This window comes from Delftia sp. DLF01, assembly GCF_014852125.1.
Lineage (GTDB): Bacteria > Pseudomonadota > Gammaproteobacteria > Burkholderiales > Burkholderiaceae_C > Comamonas > Comamonas acidovorans.
The window spans coordinates 377312-399218 of record NZ_JACVAZ010000001.1; the positions used below are offsets into that span (position 1 = coordinate 377312).

Below are 21907 nucleotides of genomic sequence, written 5' to 3' on the forward strand. Positions count from 1 at the left end.
ACGTTCTGAATCAGTCCCGGCGTTTCTGGCGGACATAGGTCTGTTGCAGCACCACCTGGGTGCCGCTCTTGCGGCCGTGAGCGATGGCTGTGATGCGATAGATCACCTGGGGCTGCATGTAGAGGGCCAGACGTGGAGAGTCGTTGGCGATGAGACCTGAGTTCCCTGCGCTGGCGTCATAGGGCAGGATCTCTATCCAGTACCAACCCCCCTTTCCTGTCTCACGGCTTGCCAGGATGGGATTGCTCTTGCCTTCAGAAATGGCGCCCGTGAACTGGCCGTAGCGTGCGGCTACGTCGGTGGCGGTCATCTGGCTCAGCGTGATCCCTTTGGTCTCGTCCACGTTGTTCCAGAAGTCCTGAGGCCCTGTGCGCTTGGTGCACAGGGCGTCTCTGCAGCTTGTGGGGGTGGCTTGGTTCAGGTTGGCCAGCAGCAGACCTACCTGCTGGCTTTCCTGGGGAAACTGGGTGATGGTTGCAGCGTTGCGGCAGACGGATGGCTGGCTGCTGTTGGCGATGCAGGCGGCGCCGTTGGCCTGTTCGCCTCGAATGTCCAGTTCGGCATCCTGCAGCAAGGCCTGAGCAGCTTCGAGGGCGCGTTGGTAGTCGGCATCGTTGCCCACGAACATTTCGTTGAACAGGGCGCTGCGCGATGCCCAAAGTGCCAGCAGCATGGAAAGCATGACCAGGGCGATCACGATGAACAGTGCGACGCCTTTCTGGCGCCGCGCGGCACAGGTGTGGGCATGCCGCATGCCTGCTGCTTTGGCGGTCATCCAGTCATCCCCTGGCTGCGCAACTGATACACGCTGCGAAAGACCATGTGCAGGCGCCGGGTCCTGGGCGCCGGCAGCGTGGTCATGTCGATGGATTCGGCTGTGCCGTCACTGCTTGCGCAATCGGTGTAGCGGCTGTCGGCGGGCATGTTGATGACTTCGATCCCGAAAAGCACCAGACAGACCTCCGCGGCAACGACGCGTGACCAGTCCTGGCCCACGGCGGCTGCGTTGACGTACTGCAGGCGTGCATCACCTTTCGGCGACTGGATCAGATAGCGCACCTGGAAGTTGGCAACGTTCTGGGCCAGTGGCTGGGCTCCCGCAGAGGGTGCTCCGGTGCAGCGCAGGGTGTTTTTGCGGGCGTCCAGCGCAAAGCGGCTCAGGATCAGGTTGTGGCTGTTGGCCTGGCCCAGGCAATTGCGCTGCAGTGAAGTTTCTATGGCCGAGCCGTGCAGCGGTTGCGTGTAGTTGCTGTAGCCCACGGTGAGCTTGTATTGAGCGCGGCCTGGCGCATCAAGGCCCAGGATGGTGTCGTGCGCAGGGTTGAAATCTTGTGCGCTCGCCTCGAATGCAACGGGGTCCGCCACGTCAACGGTGTCTGTTCCCTGTTTTGCAGACGAGAGAAGCAGCCGAAGAGACCCCGCCTGCCGGATCTGCCGGCCCATGACGCGGAAGATGTGGGATGCCTGCTGCTGCAGCTGGCTGGCATCGCTGACGGTACCGGAGACGGCGCGTGATGCCATGAGTGCGCCCAGGGCCACCGCGATGATCAACAGTCCCAGGAGAAGGCCCACCAGCAGTTCGACCAGGCTCAGGCCCCGTTGACCAGGCTGCACCAGCGTTGCGGCGGCGATGTGGGTGTGCTTCATGGGCTTGCGCAGAAGAACTGGACTGCGTTGTTGGCAAGATATGGCGCGCAACGAGCGCTGAGCGCTATGTATTGCAGGTGGCAGGTTCTGCCGGTGGGGCAGGCCATGGCTTCGTCGCCGTGTGTGCCATCGCTATGGAGTCCGATGGGTTTTTTGTAGCCGGCTTTGCTGGATTTCTCGTTTTCACGCCAGCTGATCACGATGCCCAGGTGGCGTCCGTTGCTGGTGTCGTCTGCTGCAGGGAAGACCTTGGCGGCTCCGCCTGGCAGCAGTTGGTGCACGGAAGCCTTCCACAGCGCGAGGTTGTAGCTGGCCAGCGTTTCCGGGTCGCATGGTGTGGCGCTGCAGTCGGCGGTGGATTCAGGGGTGTGATCCCAATCGGATTCGTAGTTGCCCATCTGTCCGAGAGAATTGGGGTTGGCGTGGGTGCGCTCGCTGAAGTCTTCGATCAGCCGGATGGCCTGAGCGCGGCGCACGCCGCTTTGGGTGTCGGCCAGGGTGCGCATCTGCAGGCTCAGGATTCCCAGAACACCCAAGGCCGTGACGACGGTGGCAACCAGGGTTTCGATCAGGGTGAAGCCTTTGGCGTGCCGAGCGTGGGTACTTGTCAGGCGCATGGAATGCCCTCCCGGCCGACCACCCGGATGCGTCCGCCGGACGAAACGCAGATGCCTTTCGCTGCAGCAGAGACGAGGCCGGCGGAAGACGGGGCGACAGCGAAGCCCATGGCCGTGAATCCACCCATTTGTCCCCATCGGTCCACACTGATGATGGCGGCGGATCTGGAGCGGATGACAAGGGTGCGAGCGGGAGTGTCGAAGCGCTGTAGTTCTTCCCGGGGATCCCAGCGCTTGTTGCCATTGCGGTCAACGAACACTACCCAGCCACAGCCCCAGTCCGCGTGACGTGCAGCCAGAGTGCAGCCGTTGGTGCCTTGGGGTAGTTTCTGGATGAAGACGCCGCCCCCGCGCCGGACGGCTTCGGAGCGCGCGTATTGCAGCGTCGACTGCAGGCCCTCCACGGTCTGGCGAACGCGCCATCGCTCGATGATGAGGTGGAAGCTGGGTGCTGCCAGCGTGGTGAGCGCGGCGAGGATGGCGACGACCACCATCAGTTCGATGGCCGTGAAGCCTTTTGCGACCGGGTGGGCCTGAGGCCAGGTCGATGACATGTCTTGAATCCCTCCCCGTCGATCTGCTTGCGAAGCGCTGGTTGTTTTTGCGCGCTGCTCAATCTATTGGGGTTCTTCGTACATGTCTTTCAGACAAATCTGTTTCTGTCCTCAATAATTAGGAGTCGTACCGTTGGTGCAGGGTCATCCGGCATGACGATGCGTCAAAAAATCCAATGGTGACAAGGTGTTGTTGGCTTTGCCGCTATCGGACTCCGGGGTAGGACTGTTTTTTGTGGGGGGAACGCTCAGCGCTGTTGTCTGCCGGGTGGTGGCCGGGTATATCCGGCGCATGCCCCGGCGTTGTGCCGGCCCTGGCATTCGCGGTACAGCCGCTTGTCGCGTTGTTCGGGCGATTCCTCGGAGCTGCTGCGGTGGGTTGGAACACGGACCCGCTGTCCGCCTTTTTTGAGCTTGGCGCCTTGCGCGGCCGATGTGTCGGAGCGGTGAGGGCTCGCCTGGGCCGGCAGGGCCAGGCATAGGGCCGCGACCAGGCTCAGCAGGGCGCATTGCTGCCGATGTGCGCGCCAGGTTGCAGTCGTGAATGAAAAACGCGTTGCCATGGTGTTGCCCTCCCGTGATCTATGAATGTCTGCAGGCTTTGCGGCATTCTGGGCGGGCTGTCGGCCGGCGCGGTGTGGGGCCACAAAGCATGTGTGAATGCTGGACAGGGCGCGCTTGTTATAATCCCAGGGTTTTGCATGGTGCAAGACGCACGTCGGGGCCTTTCCAGTCCCGGCGCAAGTAACCAAGGCTGCCTCCCTGCTTTTGTCTGTGAGGGGCCAATTTCAAAGGAAAAAAAATGATCGCATCTTCCGTGAAGGCTGAAGTCGTCAAGTCCAACGCACGCTCTGCCAACGATACTGGCAGCCCAGAAGTGCAAGTGGCCCTGCTGACCGCACGCATCAACGAGCTGACCCCTCACTTCAAGCAACACGCCAAGGACCACCACGGTCGTCGCGGCCTGCTGCGCATGGTGAGCCGTCGTCGCAAGCTGCTGGACTACCTCAAGTCCAAGGACGCTGATCGCTACACCGCACTGATCGCCAAGCTGGGCCTGCGCAAGTAAGCACGGTGGGAGATCAAAACGCCTGAGTTAGCCTGTCTAGCTCAGGCGTTTTTTACTTCGGAGAATGCAAGACAGAGCGAAGCTGTGTCATTCCAGTGCTGCTGATTTGATAGCAGTGAATCCAGCACTGGAATGGCATCGTGTTCTGAATTGCTCTCCATCATGGCCCGATGAGTGCATCGGTCCACCCATTCCAAAGGAGCAACAATGTCCATCTTCAACAAAGTCACCAAGACCTTCCAGTGGGGCCAGCACACGGTCACCATGGAAACCGGCGAGATCGCCCGCCAGGCTTCCGGCGCCGTACTGGTCAACATCGATGACACCGTGGTGCTGGCCACCGTGGTGGCGTCCAAGCAGGCCAAGTCCGGCCAGGACTTCTTCCCGCTGACCGTCGATTACATCGAGAAGACCTACGCCGCAGGCAAGATCCCCGGCAGCTTCTTCAAGCGCGAAGCCAAGCCCAGCGAACTCGAAACCTTGACCAGCCGCCTGATCGACCGCCCGATCCGCCCGCTGTTCCCCGAAGGTTTCTACAACGACGTGCACGTGGTCATCCACACCGTGTCGTTGAACCCCGAAGTCGATGCCGACATCGCCGCCCTGATCGCTACCTCGGCTGCCCTGTCCGTGTCGGGCATTCCCTTCAATGGCCCCATCGGTGCTGCCCGCGTGGGTTACATCAATGGCGAGTACGTGCTCAACCCCGGTCAGACCCAGCGCAAGGATTCGCAGATGGATCTGGTCGTGGCCGGTACCGAAGCCGCTGTGCTGATGGTGGAGTCCGAAGCGCAGCAACTGCCTGAAGACGTGATGCTGGGTGCCGTGGTCTTTGGCCACGAGCAAGGCCGCATCGCCATCGAAGCCATCCATGAGCTGGTGCGCGAAGCCGGCAAGCCCGTCTGGGACTGGGTCGCTCCCGCCAAGGATGAAGAGCTGATCGCCAAGGTGGCGGCACTGGGCGACGAAGCCCTGCGCACGGCCTACCAGATCCGCAACAAGCAAAGCCGCACGCAAGCCTGCCGCGAAGCCTACGCCGCCGTGAAGGCTGGCCTGACGGCCCAGGGCGTGGAGTTCGACGGCGTCAAGGTCGAAGGCATGCTGTTCGACATCGAGGCACGCATCGTTCGCAGCCAGATCCTGGCCGGCGAGCCGCGCATCGACGGCCGTGACACGCGCACCGTGCGCCCCATCGAAATCCGCAACTCCGTGCTGCCCCGCACGCACGGCTCGGCCCTGTTCACGCGCGGCGAGACGCAGGCCCTAGTCGTGTCCACGCTGGGCACCGAGCGTGACGCGCAGCGCATCGACGCGCTGGCTGGCGAGTTCGAGGACCGCTTCCTGTTCCACTACAACATGCCTCCCTTTGCCACCGGCGAAGTGGGCCGCATGGGCTCGACCAAGCGCCGCGAAATCGGCCACGGCCGTCTGGCCAAGCGCGCCCTGGCGGCCTGCCTGCCCAGCAAGGAGGAGTTCCCCTACACCATTCGCGTGGTGTCGGAAATCACCGAGTCCAACGGTTCCTCGTCCATGGCTTCGGTCTGCGGCGGCTGCCTGTCGATGATGGATGCAGGCGTTCCGATGAAGGCCCACGTGGCCGGCATCGCCATGGGCCTGATCAAGGAAGACAACCGCTTCGCCGTGCTGACCGACATCTTGGGCGATGAAGATCACCTGGGCGACATGGACTTCAAGGTGGCCGGCACCACCAGCGGCATCACTGCGCTGCAGATGGACATCAAGATCCAGGGCATCACCAAGGAAATCATGCAGGTCGCCCTGGCCCAGGCCAAGGAAGCGCGCATGCACATCCTGGGCAAGATGCAGGAAGCCATGGGCGAAGCCAAGGCCGAGATCTCGTCCTTCGCTCCCAAGCTGTACACGATGAAGATCAACCCCGAGAAGATCCGTGACGTGATCGGCAAGGGCGGCTCCACCATCCGTGCACTGACCGAAGAGACCGGCACTCAGATCGACATCGGCGAAGACGGCACCATCACCATCGCCTCCAGCGATGCCGCCAAGGCCGACGAGGCCAAGCGCCGCATCGAAGAGATCACGGCCGAAGTCGAAATCGGCAAGATCTACGAAGGCCCGGTCACCAAGATCCTGGACTTCGGCGCTCTCGTGAACCTGCTGCCCGGCAAGGACGGTCTGCTGCACATCAGCCAGATTGCCCACGAGCGCGTGGAGCGCGTCGCCGACTACCTGCAGGAAGGCCAGATCATCAAGGTCAAGGTCATGGAGACTGACGAAAAGGGTCGTGTCAAGCTGTCGCTGAAGGCGCTGACCGAGCGTCCTGCCGGCATGGAGCGCAGCGAGCGCCCCGCGCCTGCCGAGCGTGAGTTCCGCCAGCCGCGTGAGCCCCGCCAGCAGCGCGAGTTCCGCGAGCCGCGTGAACCCCGCGAGCCCCGTGACGGTGGCCGTCCGGCTGCCGAGGGCGAGCAGCAACAGCAACAGCAGCAGTAATGCCCGGCAAGGCCATTCCCCAAAAGGGGGGTGGCCTTGCAGGTGCATGTGGTGACTGGCAAAAAGCGCTGACCTGTTCAGCGCTTGTGGCATTTTTGACAGGGATTGCGAGGTCGAAAGATGGAAAAGCAAATCATGCGTGCCGTGGAACTCACGGACTTTGGTGCTCCCGAGGTATTGCGCCTGGGCGAGCGTCCGCTGCCCGTTGCGGGTGCGCAGGAGTTGCTGATCCAGGTGTCGGCCAGTGGTGTCAATCGCCCTGATGTGTTGCAGCGCAAGGGGCACTATGCTCCGCCGCCTGGCGCCTCCGATCTGCCCGGGCTGGAAGTGGCTGGGGTGATCGTGTCGGGCGACGACGAAGCCATGCGGCTGGCAGGCCTGCGCGTGGGAGACCGCGTGTGCGCGCTGCTGGCCGGTGGTGGCTATGCGGAGTACTGCGTTGCGCCCGTGGCCCAGTGCCTGCCCATTCCGGCAGGGCTCAGCGAGGTGGAGGCTTCGGCATTGCCCGAGACCTTCTTCACCGTCTGGAGCAATGTGTTCGACCGCGGTGCCTTGCAGGCGGGTGAAACCCTGCTGGTGCAGGGTGGCAGCAGCGGCATCGGCGTGACGGCCATCCAGCTGGCCAAGGCGCGCGGCGCCACGGTCATCGTGACCGCTGGCTCCGATGCCAAGTGCGCCGACTGCCTCAAGCTGGGTGCCGACCATGCCATTAACTACCGTACGCAGGACTTTGCCGCGGAGGTGCAGCGCATCACCGAAGGCAGGGGCGTGGACGTGATCCTTGACATGGTGGCGGGTGGCTATGTGGCACGCGAAGTGCAAAGCCTGGCAGAGGATGGCCGTCTGGTCATCATTGCTGTGCAGGGTGGCATCAAGGCGGAGTTCGACGCGGGCCTGGTCCTGCGTCGCCGTCTGCTGGTGACGGGCTCCACACTGCGTCCGCGGCCTGTGGCTTTCAAGGCGGCCATCGCCCAGGCCCTGCGCCGCGAGGTCTGGCCGCTCATCGAGGCAGGCGGCATTCGTCCTGTGATCCATAGCACCTTTGCCGCCGCTGATGCCGACAAGGCGCACGCGCTGATGGAGTCGAGTCAGCACACCGGCAAAATCGTTTTGACGTGGTAACCATGAAGAAGAAACTCATCGTCGGCAACTGGAAGATGAATGGCAGCCTGGCTGCCAATGCCGTTTTGCTCAAGGCCCTCAAGGAGGGTCTGCCCGAGGGGGGCAATGCGGGCGTGGCTGTGGCCGTGCCTGCCGTCTATCTGGCCCAGGCCCAGGCCGAGCTTGAAGGCTCGGCCATCGGCGTGGCTGCGCAGGACGTGTCGCAGCATGAATCGGGTGCCTATACGGGCGAGCTGTCGGCCGCAATGCTTCGGGATTTTGGCGTGCGCTATACGCTGGTGGGGCACTCGGAGCGTCGCCAGCACCATGGCGAAACCGATGCCGTGGTGGCGCTGAAGGCGCAGGCTGCGCTGGCCAAGGGCGTCACGCCCATCGTCTGTGTGGGTGAAACGCTGGCGGAGCGCGAGGCGGGGCAGACCGAAGAAGTGGTCAAGCGCCAGCTGGCGGCCGTGATCCACCAGGTGGGCCAGTGCATCAATGAGCTGGTCGTGGCCTATGAGCCCGTTTGGGCCATTGGCACCGGCAGGACCGCCACGCCGGAGCAGGCCCAGCAGGTGCATGCCGTGCTGCGCGCCCAGCTGGCGGCTGCCAGCCAGCAGGCCGATCGCATCGCCTTGCTGTACGGCGGCAGCATGAATGCCTCCAATGCGGCCCAGCTGCTGGCCCAGGCCGACATTGATGGTGGCCTGGTGGGCGGAGCCTCGCTCAAGGCAGCCGATTTCCTGACCATCATCGCTGCGGCCCAGTAAGCCGGGGCGGTTTTTCCATTCGCTTTTTTAGCTCTCGCGTTACTAGCAGGTACAACCAATGAATGCATTCGCAAGCGTGATCCTCGCCGTTCAGATGCTGTCGGCTCTCGGCATGATCGGCCTGATCCTGATTCAACACGGCAAGGGTGCCGACATGGGCGCCTCGTTCGGCAGTGGCAGCTCCGGCAGCCTGTTCGGCGCCTCGGGCAGCGCCAACTTCCTGTCGCGCTCCACGGCAGGCCTGGCCACGGTGTTCTTCGTGGCCACGCTGGCGCTGGCCTATCTGAGCAATGCGCGTCCCGTCAGCTCGGGCAGCGTGCTGGAAGGTGCTGCACCCATCACGGCGCCGGCTCCTGCGGCCTCTGGCGCTGCTGGCGAAGTGCCTGCTCCTGCTGCAGGCCAGGCGCCTGCTGCCGGTGCTGAAGGCGCTGCCCAGATCCCCACGAAATAATTTCGAACAAAGTCCTCGGTCCTCCGGGTCCGAGGGTTTTTCAGAGTAGAATCTAGAGATTGTTCGGTAGGCGGAATCTTTGCAACGGAGATAAAGAGCCAGCCGAAATCAAGACTTGCCGTCGTGGTGAAATTGGTAGACACGCTATCTTGAGGGGGTAGTGGCGAAAGCTGTGCGAGTTCGAGTCTCGCCGACGGCACCAAGATATAACTAAGAGCCTGCCCTGCTGATCAGGCTGATCGGTGCGGGCATGCCTTTCAAGGTAGCCGCACACGATGAACATCGACCAGTATCTTCCCGTTCTTTTGTTCATTCTCGTCGGCATGGGTGTCGGCGTAGTCCCCCTGGTACTGGGGTATGTGCTGGGTCCGAACCGGCCCGATGCCGCCAAGAACTCCCCCTATGAATGTGGCTTCGAGGCCTTCGAAGACGCGCGCATGAAGTTCGATGTGCGCTACTACCTCGTCGCCATCCTGTTCATCCTGTTTGATTTGGAAATCGCCTTTCTGCTGCCCTGGGCCGTTGCGCTTCGGGACGTGGGTGGGGCTGGTTTCGCCGCTGTCCTTATTTTCCTGACCGTTCTCGTCGTGGGCTTTGTCTACGAATGGAAGAAGGGTGCGTTGGACTGGGACTGAAGCGGGTTCACTAAGGAAACACGATGATCGAAGGCGTGATGAAAGAAGGCTTCATCACCACGAGTTACGACTCTGTGGTGAACTGGGCCAAGACGGGCTCGCTGTGGCCCATGACATTTGGTCTGGCCTGCTGCGCGGTGGAGATGATGCACGCTGCGGCGGCGCGTTACGACATCGGTCGCTTTGGCTCGGAAGTCTTCCGTGCCAGCCCGCGGCAGTCGGACCTGATGATTGTGGCCGGCACCCTGTGCAACAAGATGGCGCCCGCCATGCGCAAGGTCTATGACCAGATGTCCGAGCCCCGCTGGGTCATCTCCATGGGCTCGTGCGCCAACGGCGGCGGCTACTACCACTACAGCTATTCCGTGGTGCGCGGCTGTGACCGCATCGTGCCGGTCGATGTCTATGTGCCTGGCTGCCCCCCCACGGCGGAAGCCCTGATCTACGGCATCATCCAGCTGCAGCAGAAGATCCGCCGCACCCATACCATCGCTCGCGTCTAAGGGCTAGATGATGACTGCTATTGCGATTCACCCCGAAGTGCTTCGGGATGTGGTGGCTGCTGCCTTGGGCGACAAGGCGCGCAGCGTGACCGTGGCCCTGGGCGAGGTGACGGTCGAAGTGTCCGCCGCCCAGTATCTGGAGGCCATGCAGGTTCTGCACACCGCCCCGGATTGCCGGTTCGAGGTCCTGGTGGACCTGTGCGGCGTGGACTACTCCACCTATGCAGAAGTCGGGCGTGAAGGCCCGCGCTTTGCCGTGGTATCCCACCTGCTGTCGATCAGCCTGAACCAGCGCCTGCGCGTTCGTGTCTTTTGCACCGACGACGATTTCCCGGTGGTGGCCTCCGTCACTTCCGTCTGGGCGGGTGCGAACTGGTTCGAGCGCGAGGCGTTCGACCTGTTCGGCATCGTCTTCGACGGCCATGACGACCTGCGCCGCATCCTGACCGACTACGGCTTCATCGGCCATCCCTTCCGCAAGGACTTCCCGCTGTCGGGCCATGTGGAAATGCGCTATGACCCCGAGCAACAGCGCGTGGTGTACCAGCCGGTCACCATCGAGCCCCGCGAGATCACGCCGCGGATCATCCGCGAAGACAACTACGGGGGCCTGCACTGAAGGCGCTCCAGGCGCCTTTTTGATGGACGACCATGGCTGAAATCAAGAACTATTCCCTGAACTTTGGTCCGCAGCACCCGGCAGCGCACGGCGTGCTGCGCCTGGTGCTGGAGCTCGACGGTGAAGTGGTGCAGCGCGCAGATCCGCACATCGGTCTGCTGCACCGTGCGACAGAAAAACTGGCAGAGAGCAAGACCTATATCCAGTCGCTGCCCTATATGGACCGGCTGGACTACGTGTCCATGATGTGCAACGAGCACGCCTACTGCCTGGCCATCGAGAAGCTGCTGGGCATCGAGGTGCCCATCCGCGCCCAGTACATCCGCGTGATGTATTCGGAGATCACCCGCATCATGAATCACCTGATGTGGCTGGGCTCCAGCGGCAACGATGCGGGCAGCTCCACGACGCTGATCTACACCTTCCGTGAGCGCGAAGACCTCATGGACATGTACGAGGCGGTTTCGGGCGCGCGCATGCACGCGGCCTACTTCCGTCCGGGCGGCGTCTACCGCGACCTGCCCGACACCATGCCGCAGTACAAGGCCAGCAAGGTGCGCAATGCGCGCTCGGTCGAGATCATGAACCGCAACCGCCACGGCTCGTTGCTGGACTTCATCGACGACTTCACGCAGCGCTTCCCCAAGTGCGCGGACGAGTACGAGACCCTGCTGACCGACAACCGCATCTGGAAGCAGCGCAACGTGGACATCGGCGTGGTGACGGCCGAGCGTGCCATGAACCTGGGCCTGACCGGCCCCATGTTGCGTGCCTCCGGCGTGGCCTGGGACATGCGCAAGTCGCAGCCCTACGAGGTCTATGACCGCATGGATTTCGACGTGCCCGTGGGCAAGACCGGCGACTGCTACGACCGCTACCTGGTGCGCGTGGCCGAAATGCGCCAGTCCAACCGCATCATCAAGCAGTGCGTGGACTGGCTGCGTGCCAACCCGGGCCCGGTGATCGTGGACAACCACAAGATTGCCCCGCCGCCGCGCGAAGGCATGAAGTCCAACATGGAAGAGCTGATCCACCACTTCAAGCTCTTCACCGAAGGTTTCCGCGTGCCCGAAGGCGAGGCTTACGCGGCCATCGAACACCCCAAGGGGGAGTTCGGCATCTACATCGTGAGCGATGGGGCCAACAAGCCCTACCGTCTGAAGATCCGTCCGCCGGGATTCGCCAATCTGTCCGCCATGGACGAAATGTGCCGAGGCCACATGCTGGCCGACGCCGTGATGGTGCTGAGTACCCTGGACATCGTGTTTGGAGACGTTGACCGATGATTACCGAAGCGACCAAGGAGCGCTTTGCGCGCGAGGTGGCCAAGTACCCGGCCGACCAGAAGCAGTCTGCCGTGATGGCCTGCCTGTCCATCGTGCAGCAGGAGCAGGGCTGGGTCAGCGCCGAGAGCGAGGCCGTGATTGCCGAGTTCCTGGGCATGGCCGAGATCGCGGTGCATGAAGTCACCACGTTCTACAACATGTACAACCAGCGCCCCACGGGCACGTACAAGCTGAACGTCTGCACCAACCTGCCTTGCCAGCTGCGCGACGGCTACAAGGCGCTGCACCATCTGGAATCCCGCCTGGGCATCAAGATGGGCGAGACCACGCCTGACGGCATGTTCACGCTGCAGCAGTCCGAGTGCCTGGGCGCCTGCGCGGATTCGCCGGTGATGCTGGTGAACGACCGCTGCATGTGCAGCTTCATGAGCAACGAAAAGCTCGACGAATTGATCGACGGCCTGCGCGCCGCGGAGGGCAAGGCATGAACGCCGCCGCACAATCGGTCCTGGCCAAGTTTGCCTCTTCGGGCAGCGAGACCTGCTTTCACGACCGCCACATCAATCCGCAGATCTACGCCGACCTGACCGGCGCCAACTGGTCCATCAAGGACTACGAGGCACGCGGCGGCTACCAAGCGCTGCGCAAGATCCTGGGCAAGGATGGCAGCGAAGGCCTGACCCAGGACCAGGTGATCGCCACCGTCAAGGAATCGGGCCTGCGCGGCCGCGGCGGCGCAGGTTTTCCCACGGGCCTGAAGTGGAGCTTCATGCCCCGCCAGTTCCCGGGCCAGAAGCACCTGGTCTGCAACTCGGACGAAGGCGAGCCTGGCACCTGCAAGGACCGCGACATCCTGGTGCACAACCCGCACATCGTGATCGAGGGCATGATCATCGCCGCCTACGCGATGGGCATCTCCCTGGGCTACAACTACATCCACGGCGAAATCTTCGAAGCCTATGAGCGCTTCGAGGCCGCGCTGGAGGAAGCCCGCGCCGCCGGCTACCTGGGTGACAACATCATGGGCAGCAGCTTCAGCTTCCAGCTGCACGCGCACCATGGCTTCGGCGCCTACATCTGCGGCGAAGAGACGGCGCTGCTGGAGTCGCTGGAAGGCAAGAAGGGCCAGCCGCGCTTCAAGCCGCCGTTCCCGGCCAGCTTCGGCCTGTACGGCAAGCCCACCACCATCAACAACACCGAAACCTTTGCGGCCGTTCCCTGGATCATCCGCAACGGCGGCGCTGCGTACCTGGAGTGCGGCAAGCCCAACAACGGCGGCACCAAGATCTTCTCGGTCAGCGGCGACGTGAACCTGCCCGGCAACTACGAAGTGCCGCTGGGCACGCCCTTCAGCAAGCTGCTGGAGCTGGCAGGTGGCGTGCGCACGGGCCGCAAGCTCAAGGCGGTGATCCCCGGTGGATCGTCCTCGCCCGTGCTGCCGGCTGACATCATCATGGAATGCACGATGGACTACGATTCCATCGCCAAGGCCGGCTCCATGCTGGGCTCGGGCGCCGTGATCGTGATGGACGACTCGCGCGACATGGTCGAGAGCCTGCTGCGCCTGTCCTACTTCTACCAGCACGAGTCCTGCGGCCAGTGCACTCCCTGCCGCGAAGGCACGGGCTGGCTGTGGCGCGTGGTCAACCGAATCGAGCACGGCGAAGGCCGTCCTGAAGACATCGAGCTGTTGGACTCGGTGTCCGTGAACATCATGGGGCGCACGATCTGTGCGCTGGGCGATGCGGCAGCGATGCCGGTGCGCGCCATGATCAAGCACTTCCGCCACGAGTTTGAAGCGAAGATCCAGAACGCTTCCAAGCAGACGGTCCACGCCGCCTGATCGCGAGAAAAGCATATGGTTGAAATTGAACTGGACGGAAAAAAGGTGGAGGTCGCCGAAGGCTGCATGGTCATGCATGCAGCCGAGAAGGCAGGCACCTACATCCCGCATTTCTGCTATCACAAGAAACTTTCCATCGCCGCCAACTGCCGCATGTGCCTGGTGGATGTGGAAAAAGCCCCCAAGCCCATGCCCGCCTGCGCCACGCCCGTGACGCAGGGCATGATCGTGCGCACCAAGAGCGAGAAGGCGATCAAGGCACAGCAATCGGTGATGGAGTTCCTGCTCATCAATCACCCGCTGGACTGCCCGATCTGCGACCAGGGCGGCGAATGCCAGCTGCAGGATCTGGCCGTGGGCTACGGAAGCTCCGCCTCGCGCTACGAGGAAGAAAAGCGCGTGGTCTTCCACAAGGACGTGGGCCCGCTGATCTCCATGCAGGAGATGAGCCGTTGCATCCACTGCACCCGCTGCGTGCGCTTCGGACAGGAAGTGTCCGGCGTGATGGAGCTGGGCATGATCAACCGCGGCGAGCACTCCGAGATCACCACGGTGGTGGGCGATACGGTGGACTCCGAGCTGTCGGGCAACATGATCGACATCTGCCCCGTGGGCGCGTTGACCAGCAAGCCCTTCCGCTACAGCGCCCGCACCTGGGAGCTGTCGCGCCGCAAGTCGGTCTCGCCCCATGATTCCACGGGTGCCAACCTCATCGTCCAGGTCAAGAACCACAAGGTTCTGCGCGTCGTGCCCTTCGAGAACGAAGAGGTCAACGAGTGCTGGATCGCCGACCGCGATCGCTTCTCCTACGAAGCCCTGAACAGCGACGAGCGCCTGACCCGCCCCATGCTCAAGCAAGGCGGCGAGTGGAAGGAAGTCGATTGGCAGACCGCCCTCGAATACGTGGCCAACGGCCTGCGCCAGATCAAGAACGACCATGGCGCCTCCGCCATCGGTTCGCTGGTCAGCCCGCACAGCACGCTGGAAGAGCTGTACCTGGCAGGCAAGCTGGTGCGTGGCCTGGGCAGCGAGAACATCGACTACCGCCTGCGCAATGCCGAGTTCACCGCCGCCCAGGGCGTGCAGTGGCTGGGCACGCCCATCGCGTCGCTGTCCAAGCTGCAAGGCGTCCTGGTGCTGGGCTCCAACCTGCGCAAGGACCATCCGCTGTTCGCGCAGCGCATCCGCCAGGCTGCCAAGCAGGGCTGCGCCGTGCTCGCCATCAATGAGCGTGTCTACGACTGGGCCATGCCGGTGACGGCGTCCATCGTGGCTGCCCCGGACTGGGCCCAGGCGCTGGCCGATGTGGCCGCCGCCGTGGCGCAGGAAAAGGGCGTTGCCGCTCCCGTGGCCGCCGCCGACGTGCACGCCGAGGCCCAGGCCATCGCCGCCGCGCTGCTGCGCGGCGAGCGCAAGGCCATCTTGCTGGGCAATGCCGCTGCGCACCACGCACAGGCATCGACCCTGCTGTCGCTGGCCAACTGGATTGCCGAGCAGACCGGCGCCTCGGTCGGCTACCTGACCGAAGCCGCCAACACGGTGGGCGCACAGTGGGTGGGCGCACAGCCTGCCGCCTCGGGCCTGAACGCAGGCCAGATGCTGGCCGGCGGCCTCAAGGCCGTGCTGCTGCTGAACAACGAACCCGTGTTCGACTCCGCTGCCGGCGCCCGCGCCGCAGAGGCACTGGGCAAGGCCGAGATGGTCGTGACCCTGAGCCCCTTCAAGGCCAACATGGAATTCAGCGACGTGCTGCTGCCCATCGCCCCGTTCACGGAAACCTCGGGCAGCTTCGTCAACGCCGAAGGCCGCCTGCAGAGCTTCCACGCCGTGGTCAAGCCGCTGGCCGAAGCCCGTCCGGGCTGGAAGGTGCTGCGCGTGCTGGCCAACCTGCTGGGCGTGCAGGGCGTGGACTACGAGACGTCGCAGGACGTGCTCGCAGCCGCCACGGCCGCTGCCACCAGCGTGCCTGCCAACCTGCTGGGCAACGGTGCTCCTGCCGTGAATTCCATCGCCAACGGTGCCGGCCATGCCGCGCCCGTGGTGGCCAGCATTTATCAGCTCGACAGCATCGTGCGCCGCGCGACATCGCTGCAACTGACGGCAGATGCACGTCAGGCTCGTGAGGGAGGCGCCGCATGATTGACGCACTCAAGACGGCCGGTGCCGGCCTGATCGCCGCACCCTGGTGGACCGACGTGGCCTGGCCCGTGCTCTGGATCCTGCTGGGCATCGTTGCCATCGTCGCCCCGCTGATGGGAGCCGTGGCCTACCTGACGCTGTGGGAGCGCAAGCTGCTGGGCTTCATGCAGGTTCGCATGGGTCCCAACCGCGTGGGTCCCTTCGGTCTGCTGCAGCCTCTGGCCGACGGCCTGAAGCTGCTGACCAAGGAACTGATCCAGCCCACGGCTGCTGCCAAGGGCCTGTTCTACGTGGGCCCGGTGATGGCCATCATGCCCGCCCTGGCGGCATGGGTGGCGATCCCCTTCGGTCCCGACGTGGCCCTGGCCAACGTCAATGCCGGCCTGCTGCTGATCATGGCCATCACGTCCATCGAAGTCTATGGCGTGATCATTGCGGGCTGGGCCTCCAACTCCAAGTACGCCTTCCTGGGCGCGCTGCGCGCCTCGGCACAGATGGTCAGCTATGAAATCGCGCTGGGCTTCTGCTTCCTGGTGGTGATCATGGTCACGGGCAGCATGAATCTGACGCAGATCGTGCTGAGCCAGGGCCAGGGCCAATTCGCCAGCATGGGTGTCAGCGTCCTGTCGTGGAACTGGCTGCCGCTGCTGCCGATCTTCGTGGTGTACCTGATCTCGGCCGTGGCCGAGACCAACCGCCACCCCTTCGACGTGGTCGAAGGCGAAGCCGAAATCGTGGCCGGCCACATGGTCGAGTACTCGGGCATGGGCTTTGCCATCTTCTTCCTGGCCGAATACGCCAGCATGTGGCTGGTGTCCATCCTGGCCGTGGTGATGTTCCTGGGCGGCTGGCTGCCTCCGTTCGACTTCCTGTCGTTCATCCCCGGATGGATCTGGCTGGCGGCGAAGACTTTCCTGGTCGTGTCCATGTTCATCTGGATCCGTGCCACCTTCCCGCGCTTTCGCTATGACCAGATCATGCGTCTGGGCTGGAAGATCTTCATTCCCGTCACCCTGGTGTGGCTGGTCGTCGTGGGTGGCTGGATGCACTCGCCTTGGAACATCTGGAACTGAGCGGAGCAAGAATGTCTGCGGTTGCTGCTACCCCATTTTCGATCAAAGATTTCCTCAAGAGCTTCATGCTCTGGGAACTGGCCAAGGGCATGGCCCTGACTGGCCGCTACACCTTCCGCCGCAAGGTCACGGTGCAGTTCCCCGAGGAAAAGACACCCCTGTCGCCGCGTTTTCGCGGACTGCACGCCCTGCGCCGTTATGACAACGGCGAAGAGCGCTGCATTGCCTGCAAGCTGTGCGAGGCGGTGTGCCCGGCCATGGCCATCACCATCGAGTCCGATGTGCGTGACGACGGCTCGCGCCGCACCACGCGCTACGACATCGACCTGACCAAGTGCATCTTCTGCGGCTTCTGCGAGGAAAGCTGCCCGGTGGACTCGATCGTCGAGACGCATATCTTCGAATACCACGGAGAAAAGCGCGGCGACCTGTACTTCACCAAGGACATGCTGCTGGCCGTTGGCGATCGCTACGAACCCGAGATTGCCGCCGCCAAGGCTGCGGACGCCAAGTACCGCTGAAGCGGCTCCTTGATCACTTGAAAAGATTCGATCCATGGACGCCAAAACTGGTTTCTTCTATCTGTTCTCGGTCGTGCTGCTGTTTGCAGCCTTCCGGGTCGTCACGGCGCGCAACCCCGTGCATGCCGTGCTCAACCTGATCCTGGCCTTCTCGCAGGCTGCCGGCATCTGGCTCCTGCTCAAGGCCGAGTTCCTGGGCGTGACCCTGGTGCTGGTCTACCTGGGCGCCGTGATGGTGCTGTTCCTGTTCGTGGTGATGATGCTGGACATCCGCATCGACGCCGTGCGCCAGGGGTTCTGGAAGCATTTCCCCTTCGCTGCCCTGATCGGTGCACTGATTGCCTTTGAAATGGGCATGGTGCTGATGGGCGGCTTCAGCGGCGTCGAGGAGCCCAAGGCCATTGCGGCCACGGTCAACGCTGCCGGCCAGACCGTGCAGTACTCCAACACCCAGGCCCTGGGCAAGCTGCTGTACACCGAATACCTGTACCCCGTCGAGATCGCTGCCGTGATCCTGCTGGTGGCCATGATCGCCGCCATCGCCCTGACCCTGCGCAAGCGCAAGGACAGCAAGGCAGTGAACCCGGCCCAGCAGATCCGCGTGCGCGCAAAGGATCGCCTCGAGCTGGTCAAGGTGCCGGTCACCCAGGCGCCGCAGGCACCGGCCGCCGAGGCAACCCCCGCCGTGGAGACAAAAGCATGACGTTGACTTTGGGCCATTATTTGACGCTGGGCGCCATGCTGTTCGCGCTCTCCGTCGTTGGCATTTTTCTGAACCGCAAGAACCTGATCGTGCTGCTGATGGCCATCGAGCTGATGCTCCTGGCCGTCAACACCAACTTCGTGGCGTTCTCCAGCTATCTGGGTGACATGCACGGCCAGGTGTTCGTGTTCTTCATCCTGACAGTGGCAGCCGCCGAGTCGGCCATCGGTCTGGCGATCCTGGTGCTTCTGTTCCGCAACAAGACCAGCATCAATGCGGAAGATCTCAACTCCCTCAAGGGTTGAGTCCGCCGTAACTTGCAAGGTTCTTAAGAATGAGTCAAACACTCTCTGCATCCATGCTCCTGGCGGTGCCGCTGGCACCGCTGGCGGGCTCCGTGCTCGCGGGCATCTGGGGCACGGCCTTCGGCGGCAACAAGATCGGTCGCGGCGGCAGCCATACCCTCACCATCGCGGGCGTGCTGATCGCCTTCATCCTGTCGGCCATCACGTTCAACAGCGTGATCTTCGACGGCGCGCGTTTCGACCAGTCCATCTACACCTGGATGGAAATCGGCGGCCTGAAGATGGAGGTCGGTTTCCTGATCGACAGCATCACGGCCATGATGATGTGCGTGGTGACCTTCGTGTCGCTGATGGTGCACATCTACACCATCGGCTACATGCAGGAAGATGACGGCTACAACCGTTTCTTCTCCTACATCTCGCTGTTCACCTTCTCCATGTTGATGCTCGTCATGAGCAACAACCTGCTGCAGCTGTTCTTCGGCTGGGAAGCCGTGGGCCTGGTGTCCTACCTGCTGATCGGCTTCTACTACAACAAGCCCACGGCCATCTTCGCCAACATGAAGGCCTTCCTGGTCAACCGTGTGGGTGACTTCGGCTTCATCCTGGGCATCGGCCTGATCGCTGCCTACACCGGCACCATGAACTACGGCGAAATCTTCGCCAAGCTGCCCGAGATCCAGAACACCCTGCTGCCGGGCACCGGCTGGCTGCTGGTGACGGTGACGGCCATCTGCCTGTTCATCGGCGCCATGGGCAAGTCGGCACAGTTCCCGCTGCACGCCTGGCTGCCCGATTCGATGGAAGGCCCGACCCCCATCTCGGCACTGATCCACGCCGCCACCATGGTGACGGCCGGCATCTTCATGGTCTCGCGCATGTCGCCGCTGTACGAGCTGTCCGACACCGCACTGAGCTTCATCCTGGTGATCGGCTCCATCACGGCGCTGTTCATGGGCGTGCTGGGCATCATCCAGAACGACATCAAGCGCGTGATCGCGTACTCCACGCTGTCGCAGCTGGGTTACATGACCGTGGCCCTGGGAGCCTCCGCCTACTCGGTGGCTGTGTTCCACCTGATGACCCACGCCTTCTTCAAGGCCCTGCTGTTCCTTGGCGCCGGCTCGGTGATCATGGGCATGCACCACAACCAGGACATCCGCTGGATGGGTGGCGTGCGCAAGTACATGCCCATCACCTGGATCACCTTCCTGCTGGGCAACCTGGCTCTGATCGGTACGCCGTTCTTCTCGGGCTTCTACTCGAAGGACGCCATCATCGAAGCCGTGCACGCCACGAACCTGCCGGGCGCAGGCTTCGCGAACTTCGCGGTGCTGGCCGGCGTGTTCATCACGGCCTTCTACTCCTTCCGCCTGTACTTCATCGTCTTCCACGGCAAGGAGCGCTACGACCAGAACCCGGACGCGCACCACGATGACCACCACGGTCACGATGACCATCATGCCCATGACGACCACCACGGCCATGGCCACGATGCCAAGCCGCACGAGTCGCCCCTGGTCGTGACTGGCCCGCTGATGCTGCTGGCCATCCCCTCGGTGGTGATCGGTGCCATCGCGCTGATGCCCATGCTGTTCGGAGACTTCTTCAAGGGCGTGATCCACGTCGATGGCGCAAAGCACGGCGCCATGGCCGAACTGGCCGAGAAGATCCACGGCTGGGTGCCCATGGCACTGCACGGCTTCACGGCCGCGCCGTTCTGGCTGGCACTGGCAGGCGTCGTCGTCTCCTACCTGTTCTACATGGTCAAGCCCGAAGTCCCTGCGGCCATCAAGTCGGCCATGCAGAAGATCGGTGTCTACCAGGCACTGGAAGGCAAGTACGGCGTGGACTGGGTCTACGAAAACATCTTCGCCCGTGGTGCTCGCGCCTTCGGCAGCTTCTTCTGGAAGGTCGGCGACCAGGCCATCATCGATGGCGCCATCGTCAACGGTTCGTGGAAGCTCATCGGCCGCATCGGCCAGTGGGTGCGCAAGCTGCAGTCGGGCTATCTCTATCACTACGCGTTGGTCATGCTGCTGGGCGTGTTCGCTCTCATGACGTATTTCGTGTGGCTCAACAAGTAGTAGAGGAAGAACAAAAATGCATTGGTTGAGTCTTTCAATCTGGGTGCCGATCGCATTCGGCGCCCTCCTGCTGGCCCTGGGCCGCGAGGACCAGGTCAAGGCAGTGCGCTGGCTGGCCCTGGTCGGCGCGCTGGCCGGCCTGGCGGTCACGCTGCCGCTGATCCAGCAGTTCGACAACAGCACGGCTGCGATGCAGTTCGTGGAGAAGGCGCTGTGGATCGAGCGCTTCAACATCTACTACCACCTGGGCGTGGATGGCATCTCGTTCTGGTTCGTGCCGCTGACGGCCTTCATCACCGTGATCGTCGTGATCGCGTCGTGGGAGAACATCACCGAGCGCGTGAACCAGTACATGGGCGCGTTCCTGATCCTGTCCGGCCTGATGGTCGGCGTGTTCAGCGCACTGGACGGCCTGCTGTTCTACGTGTTCTTCGAAGCCACGCTGATCCCGATGTACCTGATCATCGGTATCTGGGGCGGCCCCAACCGCATCTACGCGGCCTTCAAGTTCTTCCTGTACACGCTGATGGGTTCGCTGCTGACCCTGATCGCGATCATCTATCTGTACACCCAGTCCGGTGGCAGCTTCGAGATCCTCGACTGGCACAAGCTGCCGCTGTCCATGACGGCACAGACGCTGATCTTCTTCGCCTTCTTCGCGGCCTTCGCCGTGAAGGTGCCGATGTGGCCGGTGCACACCTGGCTGCCCGACGTGCACGTGGAAGCGCCCACCGGCGGCTCCGCCGTGCTGGCCGCCATCATGCTGAAGCTCGGTGCCTACGGTTTCCTGCGCTTTTCCATGCCCATCGCCCCTGATGCATCGCACAAGTGGGCCTGGCTGGTCATCGCGCTGTCGCTGGTCGCCGTGATCTACGTGGGCGTGGTCGCCCTGGTGCAAAAGGACATGAAGAAGCTGGTGGCCTACTCGTCCGTGGCCCACATGGGCTTCGTGACCCTGGGCTTCTTCATCTTCAACCCGCTGGGCGTTGCCGGCGGCATCGTGCAGATGATTGCCCACGGCTTCGTGTCGGGCGCCATGTTCCTGTGCATCGGCGTGCTCTACGACCGCGTGCACTCGCGTGAAATCGCCTCCTACGGCGGCGTGGTCAACACCATGCCCAAGTTCGCGGCCTTCGCACTGCTGTTTGCCATGGCCAACTGCGGCCTGCCCGCAACGGCCGGCTTCGTGGGCGAGTGGATGGTGATCCTGGGTGCCGTCCAGTACAACTTCTGGATCGGCCTGGGCGCTGCCACGGCGCTGATCTTCGGCGCCGCCTACACCCTGTGGATGTACAAGCGCGTCTACCTGGGTCCGGTCACCAACGACAATGTGCGCGGCCTGACCGACATCGGCAACCGCGAGTTCCTGGTGCTGGGTCTGCTGGCCATCGCCGTGCTGTACATGGGTCTGTATCCCAAGCCCTTCACTGACGTGATGGATGTGTCCGTGGCCGAGCTGCTCAAGCATGTGGCCATGAGCAAGCTGCAGTGACCAGACTGAAACGAGAGAATCGA

At 63.1% G+C, this 21907-nt stretch carries 23 protein-coding genes and 1 tRNA gene; 19 read left to right on the plus strand and 5 right to left on the minus strand.

Features of this window, described 5'->3' with window-relative positions:
* Positions 1-10: 10 nt before the first annotated feature.
* From IB269_RS01705 to IB269_RS28985, 5 genes are all read right to left on the minus strand, one after another.
* Positions 11-775: a pilus assembly protein gene (locus tag IB269_RS01705; RefSeq protein ID WP_192366288.1), complete on the minus strand. Its 765-nt coding sequence runs from the start codon at positions 773-775 to the stop codon at positions 11-13.
* The gene (locus IB269_RS01710; RefSeq protein WP_192366289.1) at positions 772-1647 is read right to left on the minus strand and encodes a PilW family protein; all 876 of its coding nucleotides are present in this window, start codon (positions 1645-1647) and stop codon (positions 772-774) included. The genes IB269_RS01705 and IB269_RS01710 overlap by 4 nt, the downstream gene beginning before the upstream one ends.
* The gene (pilV, locus tag IB269_RS01715) at positions 1644-2264 is read right to left on the minus strand and encodes a type IV pilus modification protein PilV (RefSeq protein WP_097201574.1); all 621 of its coding nucleotides are present in this window, start codon (positions 2262-2264) and stop codon (positions 1644-1646) included. Before pilV ends, IB269_RS01710 begins: the two co-directional genes overlap by 4 nt.
* Positions 2255-2818, minus strand: a complete 564-nt coding sequence (locus IB269_RS01720; RefSeq protein ID WP_192366290.1) for a GspH/FimT family pseudopilin — start codon at positions 2816-2818, stop codon at positions 2255-2257. The genes pilV and IB269_RS01720 overlap by 10 nt, the downstream gene beginning before the upstream one ends.
* Before the next feature lie 248 nt (positions 2819-3066).
* Positions 3067-3381, minus strand: coding sequence for a hypothetical protein (locus tag IB269_RS28985; RefSeq protein ID WP_225613940.1), 315 nt, complete (start codon positions 3379-3381; stop codon positions 3067-3069).
* Between the two features lie 239 nt (positions 3382-3620).
* Here IB269_RS28985 and rpsO point away from each other — a divergent pair, with 239 nt between their 5' ends.
* The 19 genes from rpsO (at position 3621) to IB269_RS01815 (ending at position 21884) form a co-directional block, all read left to right on the plus strand.
* On the plus strand, positions 3621-3887 hold the full coding sequence (gene rpsO / locus IB269_RS01725; RefSeq protein WP_012206984.1) for a 30S ribosomal protein S15: 267 nt from the start codon (positions 3621-3623) through the stop codon (positions 3885-3887).
* A gap of 207 nt (positions 3888-4094) precedes the next feature.
* Entirely contained in the window at positions 4095-6356 is a 2262-nt protein-coding gene (gene pnp, locus IB269_RS01730) for a polyribonucleotide nucleotidyltransferase (RefSeq protein WP_013801059.1), read from the plus strand.
* A gap of 120 nt (positions 6357-6476) precedes the next feature.
* Entirely contained in the window at positions 6477-7478 is a 1002-nt protein-coding gene (locus IB269_RS01735) for an NAD(P)H-quinone oxidoreductase (RefSeq protein WP_012206982.1), read from the plus strand.
* Positions 7479-7480: 2 nt separating this feature from the next.
* Entirely contained in the window at positions 7481-8227 is a 747-nt protein-coding gene (gene tpiA, locus IB269_RS01740; protein ID WP_192366291.1) for a triose-phosphate isomerase, read from the plus strand.
* 58 nt (positions 8228-8285) lie between these two features.
* Complete coding sequence (gene secG / locus IB269_RS01745) at positions 8286-8678, plus strand: preprotein translocase subunit SecG (RefSeq protein ID WP_012206980.1); 393 nt, start codon at positions 8286-8288, stop codon at positions 8676-8678.
* Positions 8679-8795: 117 nt separating this feature from the next.
* Positions 8796-8880, plus strand: a tRNA-Leu gene (locus IB269_RS01750).
* A 73-nt stretch (positions 8881-8953) separates the two neighbouring features.
* On the plus strand, positions 8954-9313 hold the full coding sequence (locus IB269_RS01755) for an NADH-quinone oxidoreductase subunit A (RefSeq protein WP_012206979.1): 360 nt from the start codon (positions 8954-8956) through the stop codon (positions 9311-9313).
* 23 nt (positions 9314-9336) lie between these two features.
* Positions 9337-9816 carry a NuoB/complex I 20 kDa subunit family protein gene (locus IB269_RS01760; RefSeq protein WP_012206978.1) on the plus strand — a complete coding sequence of 160 codons (480 nt, stop codon included), beginning with the start codon at positions 9337-9339 and terminating at the stop codon, positions 9814-9816.
* 10 nt (positions 9817-9826) lie between these two features.
* Positions 9827-10435 carry an NADH-quinone oxidoreductase subunit C gene (locus IB269_RS01765; protein ID WP_043783660.1) on the plus strand — a complete coding sequence of 203 codons (609 nt, stop codon included), beginning with the start codon at positions 9827-9829 and terminating at the stop codon, positions 10433-10435.
* Positions 10436-10467: 32 nt separating this feature from the next.
* Positions 10468-11721, plus strand: a complete 1254-nt coding sequence (locus IB269_RS01770; protein ID WP_013801061.1) for an NADH-quinone oxidoreductase subunit D — start codon at positions 10468-10470, stop codon at positions 11719-11721.
* Positions 11718-12209 carry an NADH-quinone oxidoreductase subunit NuoE gene (nuoE, locus tag IB269_RS01775; RefSeq protein ID WP_012206975.1) on the plus strand — a complete coding sequence of 164 codons (492 nt, stop codon included), beginning with the start codon at positions 11718-11720 and terminating at the stop codon, positions 12207-12209. The genes IB269_RS01770 and nuoE overlap by 4 nt, the downstream gene beginning before the upstream one ends.
* A complete protein-coding gene (gene nuoF / locus IB269_RS01780) occupies positions 12206-13564 on the plus strand; it encodes an NADH-quinone oxidoreductase subunit NuoF (RefSeq protein ID WP_034396578.1) in 1359 nt (452 codons plus the stop codon). The genes nuoE and nuoF overlap by 4 nt, the downstream gene beginning before the upstream one ends.
* A 15-nt stretch (positions 13565-13579) precedes the next feature.
* Complete coding sequence (nuoG, locus tag IB269_RS01785; protein ID WP_013801063.1) at positions 13580-15703, plus strand: NADH-quinone oxidoreductase subunit NuoG; 2124 nt, start codon at positions 13580-13582, stop codon at positions 15701-15703.
* Entirely contained in the window at positions 15700-16776 is a 1077-nt protein-coding gene (nuoH, locus tag IB269_RS01790) for an NADH-quinone oxidoreductase subunit NuoH (protein WP_013801064.1), read from the plus strand. Before nuoG ends, nuoH begins: the two co-directional genes overlap by 4 nt.
* Positions 16777-16787: 11 nt before the next feature.
* Positions 16788-17297: an NADH-quinone oxidoreductase subunit NuoI gene (gene nuoI / locus IB269_RS01795; RefSeq protein ID WP_012206971.1), complete on the plus strand. Its 510-nt coding sequence runs from the start codon at positions 16788-16790 to the stop codon at positions 17295-17297.
* A 34-nt stretch (positions 17298-17331) separates the two neighbouring features.
* Positions 17332-18000 (plus strand): NADH-quinone oxidoreductase subunit J, encoded by a 669-nt coding sequence (locus tag IB269_RS01800; protein WP_012206970.1) that lies wholly within the window; start codon positions 17332-17334, stop codon positions 17998-18000.
* The gene (gene nuoK, locus IB269_RS01805) at positions 17997-18305 is read left to right on the plus strand and encodes an NADH-quinone oxidoreductase subunit NuoK (RefSeq protein WP_012206969.1); all 309 of its coding nucleotides are present in this window, start codon (positions 17997-17999) and stop codon (positions 18303-18305) included. The genes IB269_RS01800 and nuoK overlap by 4 nt, the downstream gene beginning before the upstream one ends.
* A gap of 29 nt (positions 18306-18334) precedes the next feature.
* The gene (nuoL, locus tag IB269_RS01810) at positions 18335-20392 is read left to right on the plus strand and encodes an NADH-quinone oxidoreductase subunit L (protein WP_174549351.1); all 2058 of its coding nucleotides are present in this window, start codon (positions 18335-18337) and stop codon (positions 20390-20392) included.
* Between the two features lie 16 nt (positions 20393-20408).
* Positions 20409-21884 (plus strand): NADH-quinone oxidoreductase subunit M, encoded by a 1476-nt coding sequence (locus IB269_RS01815; protein ID WP_012206967.1) that lies wholly within the window; start codon positions 20409-20411, stop codon positions 21882-21884.
* Positions 21885-21907: the final 23 nt, after the last annotated feature.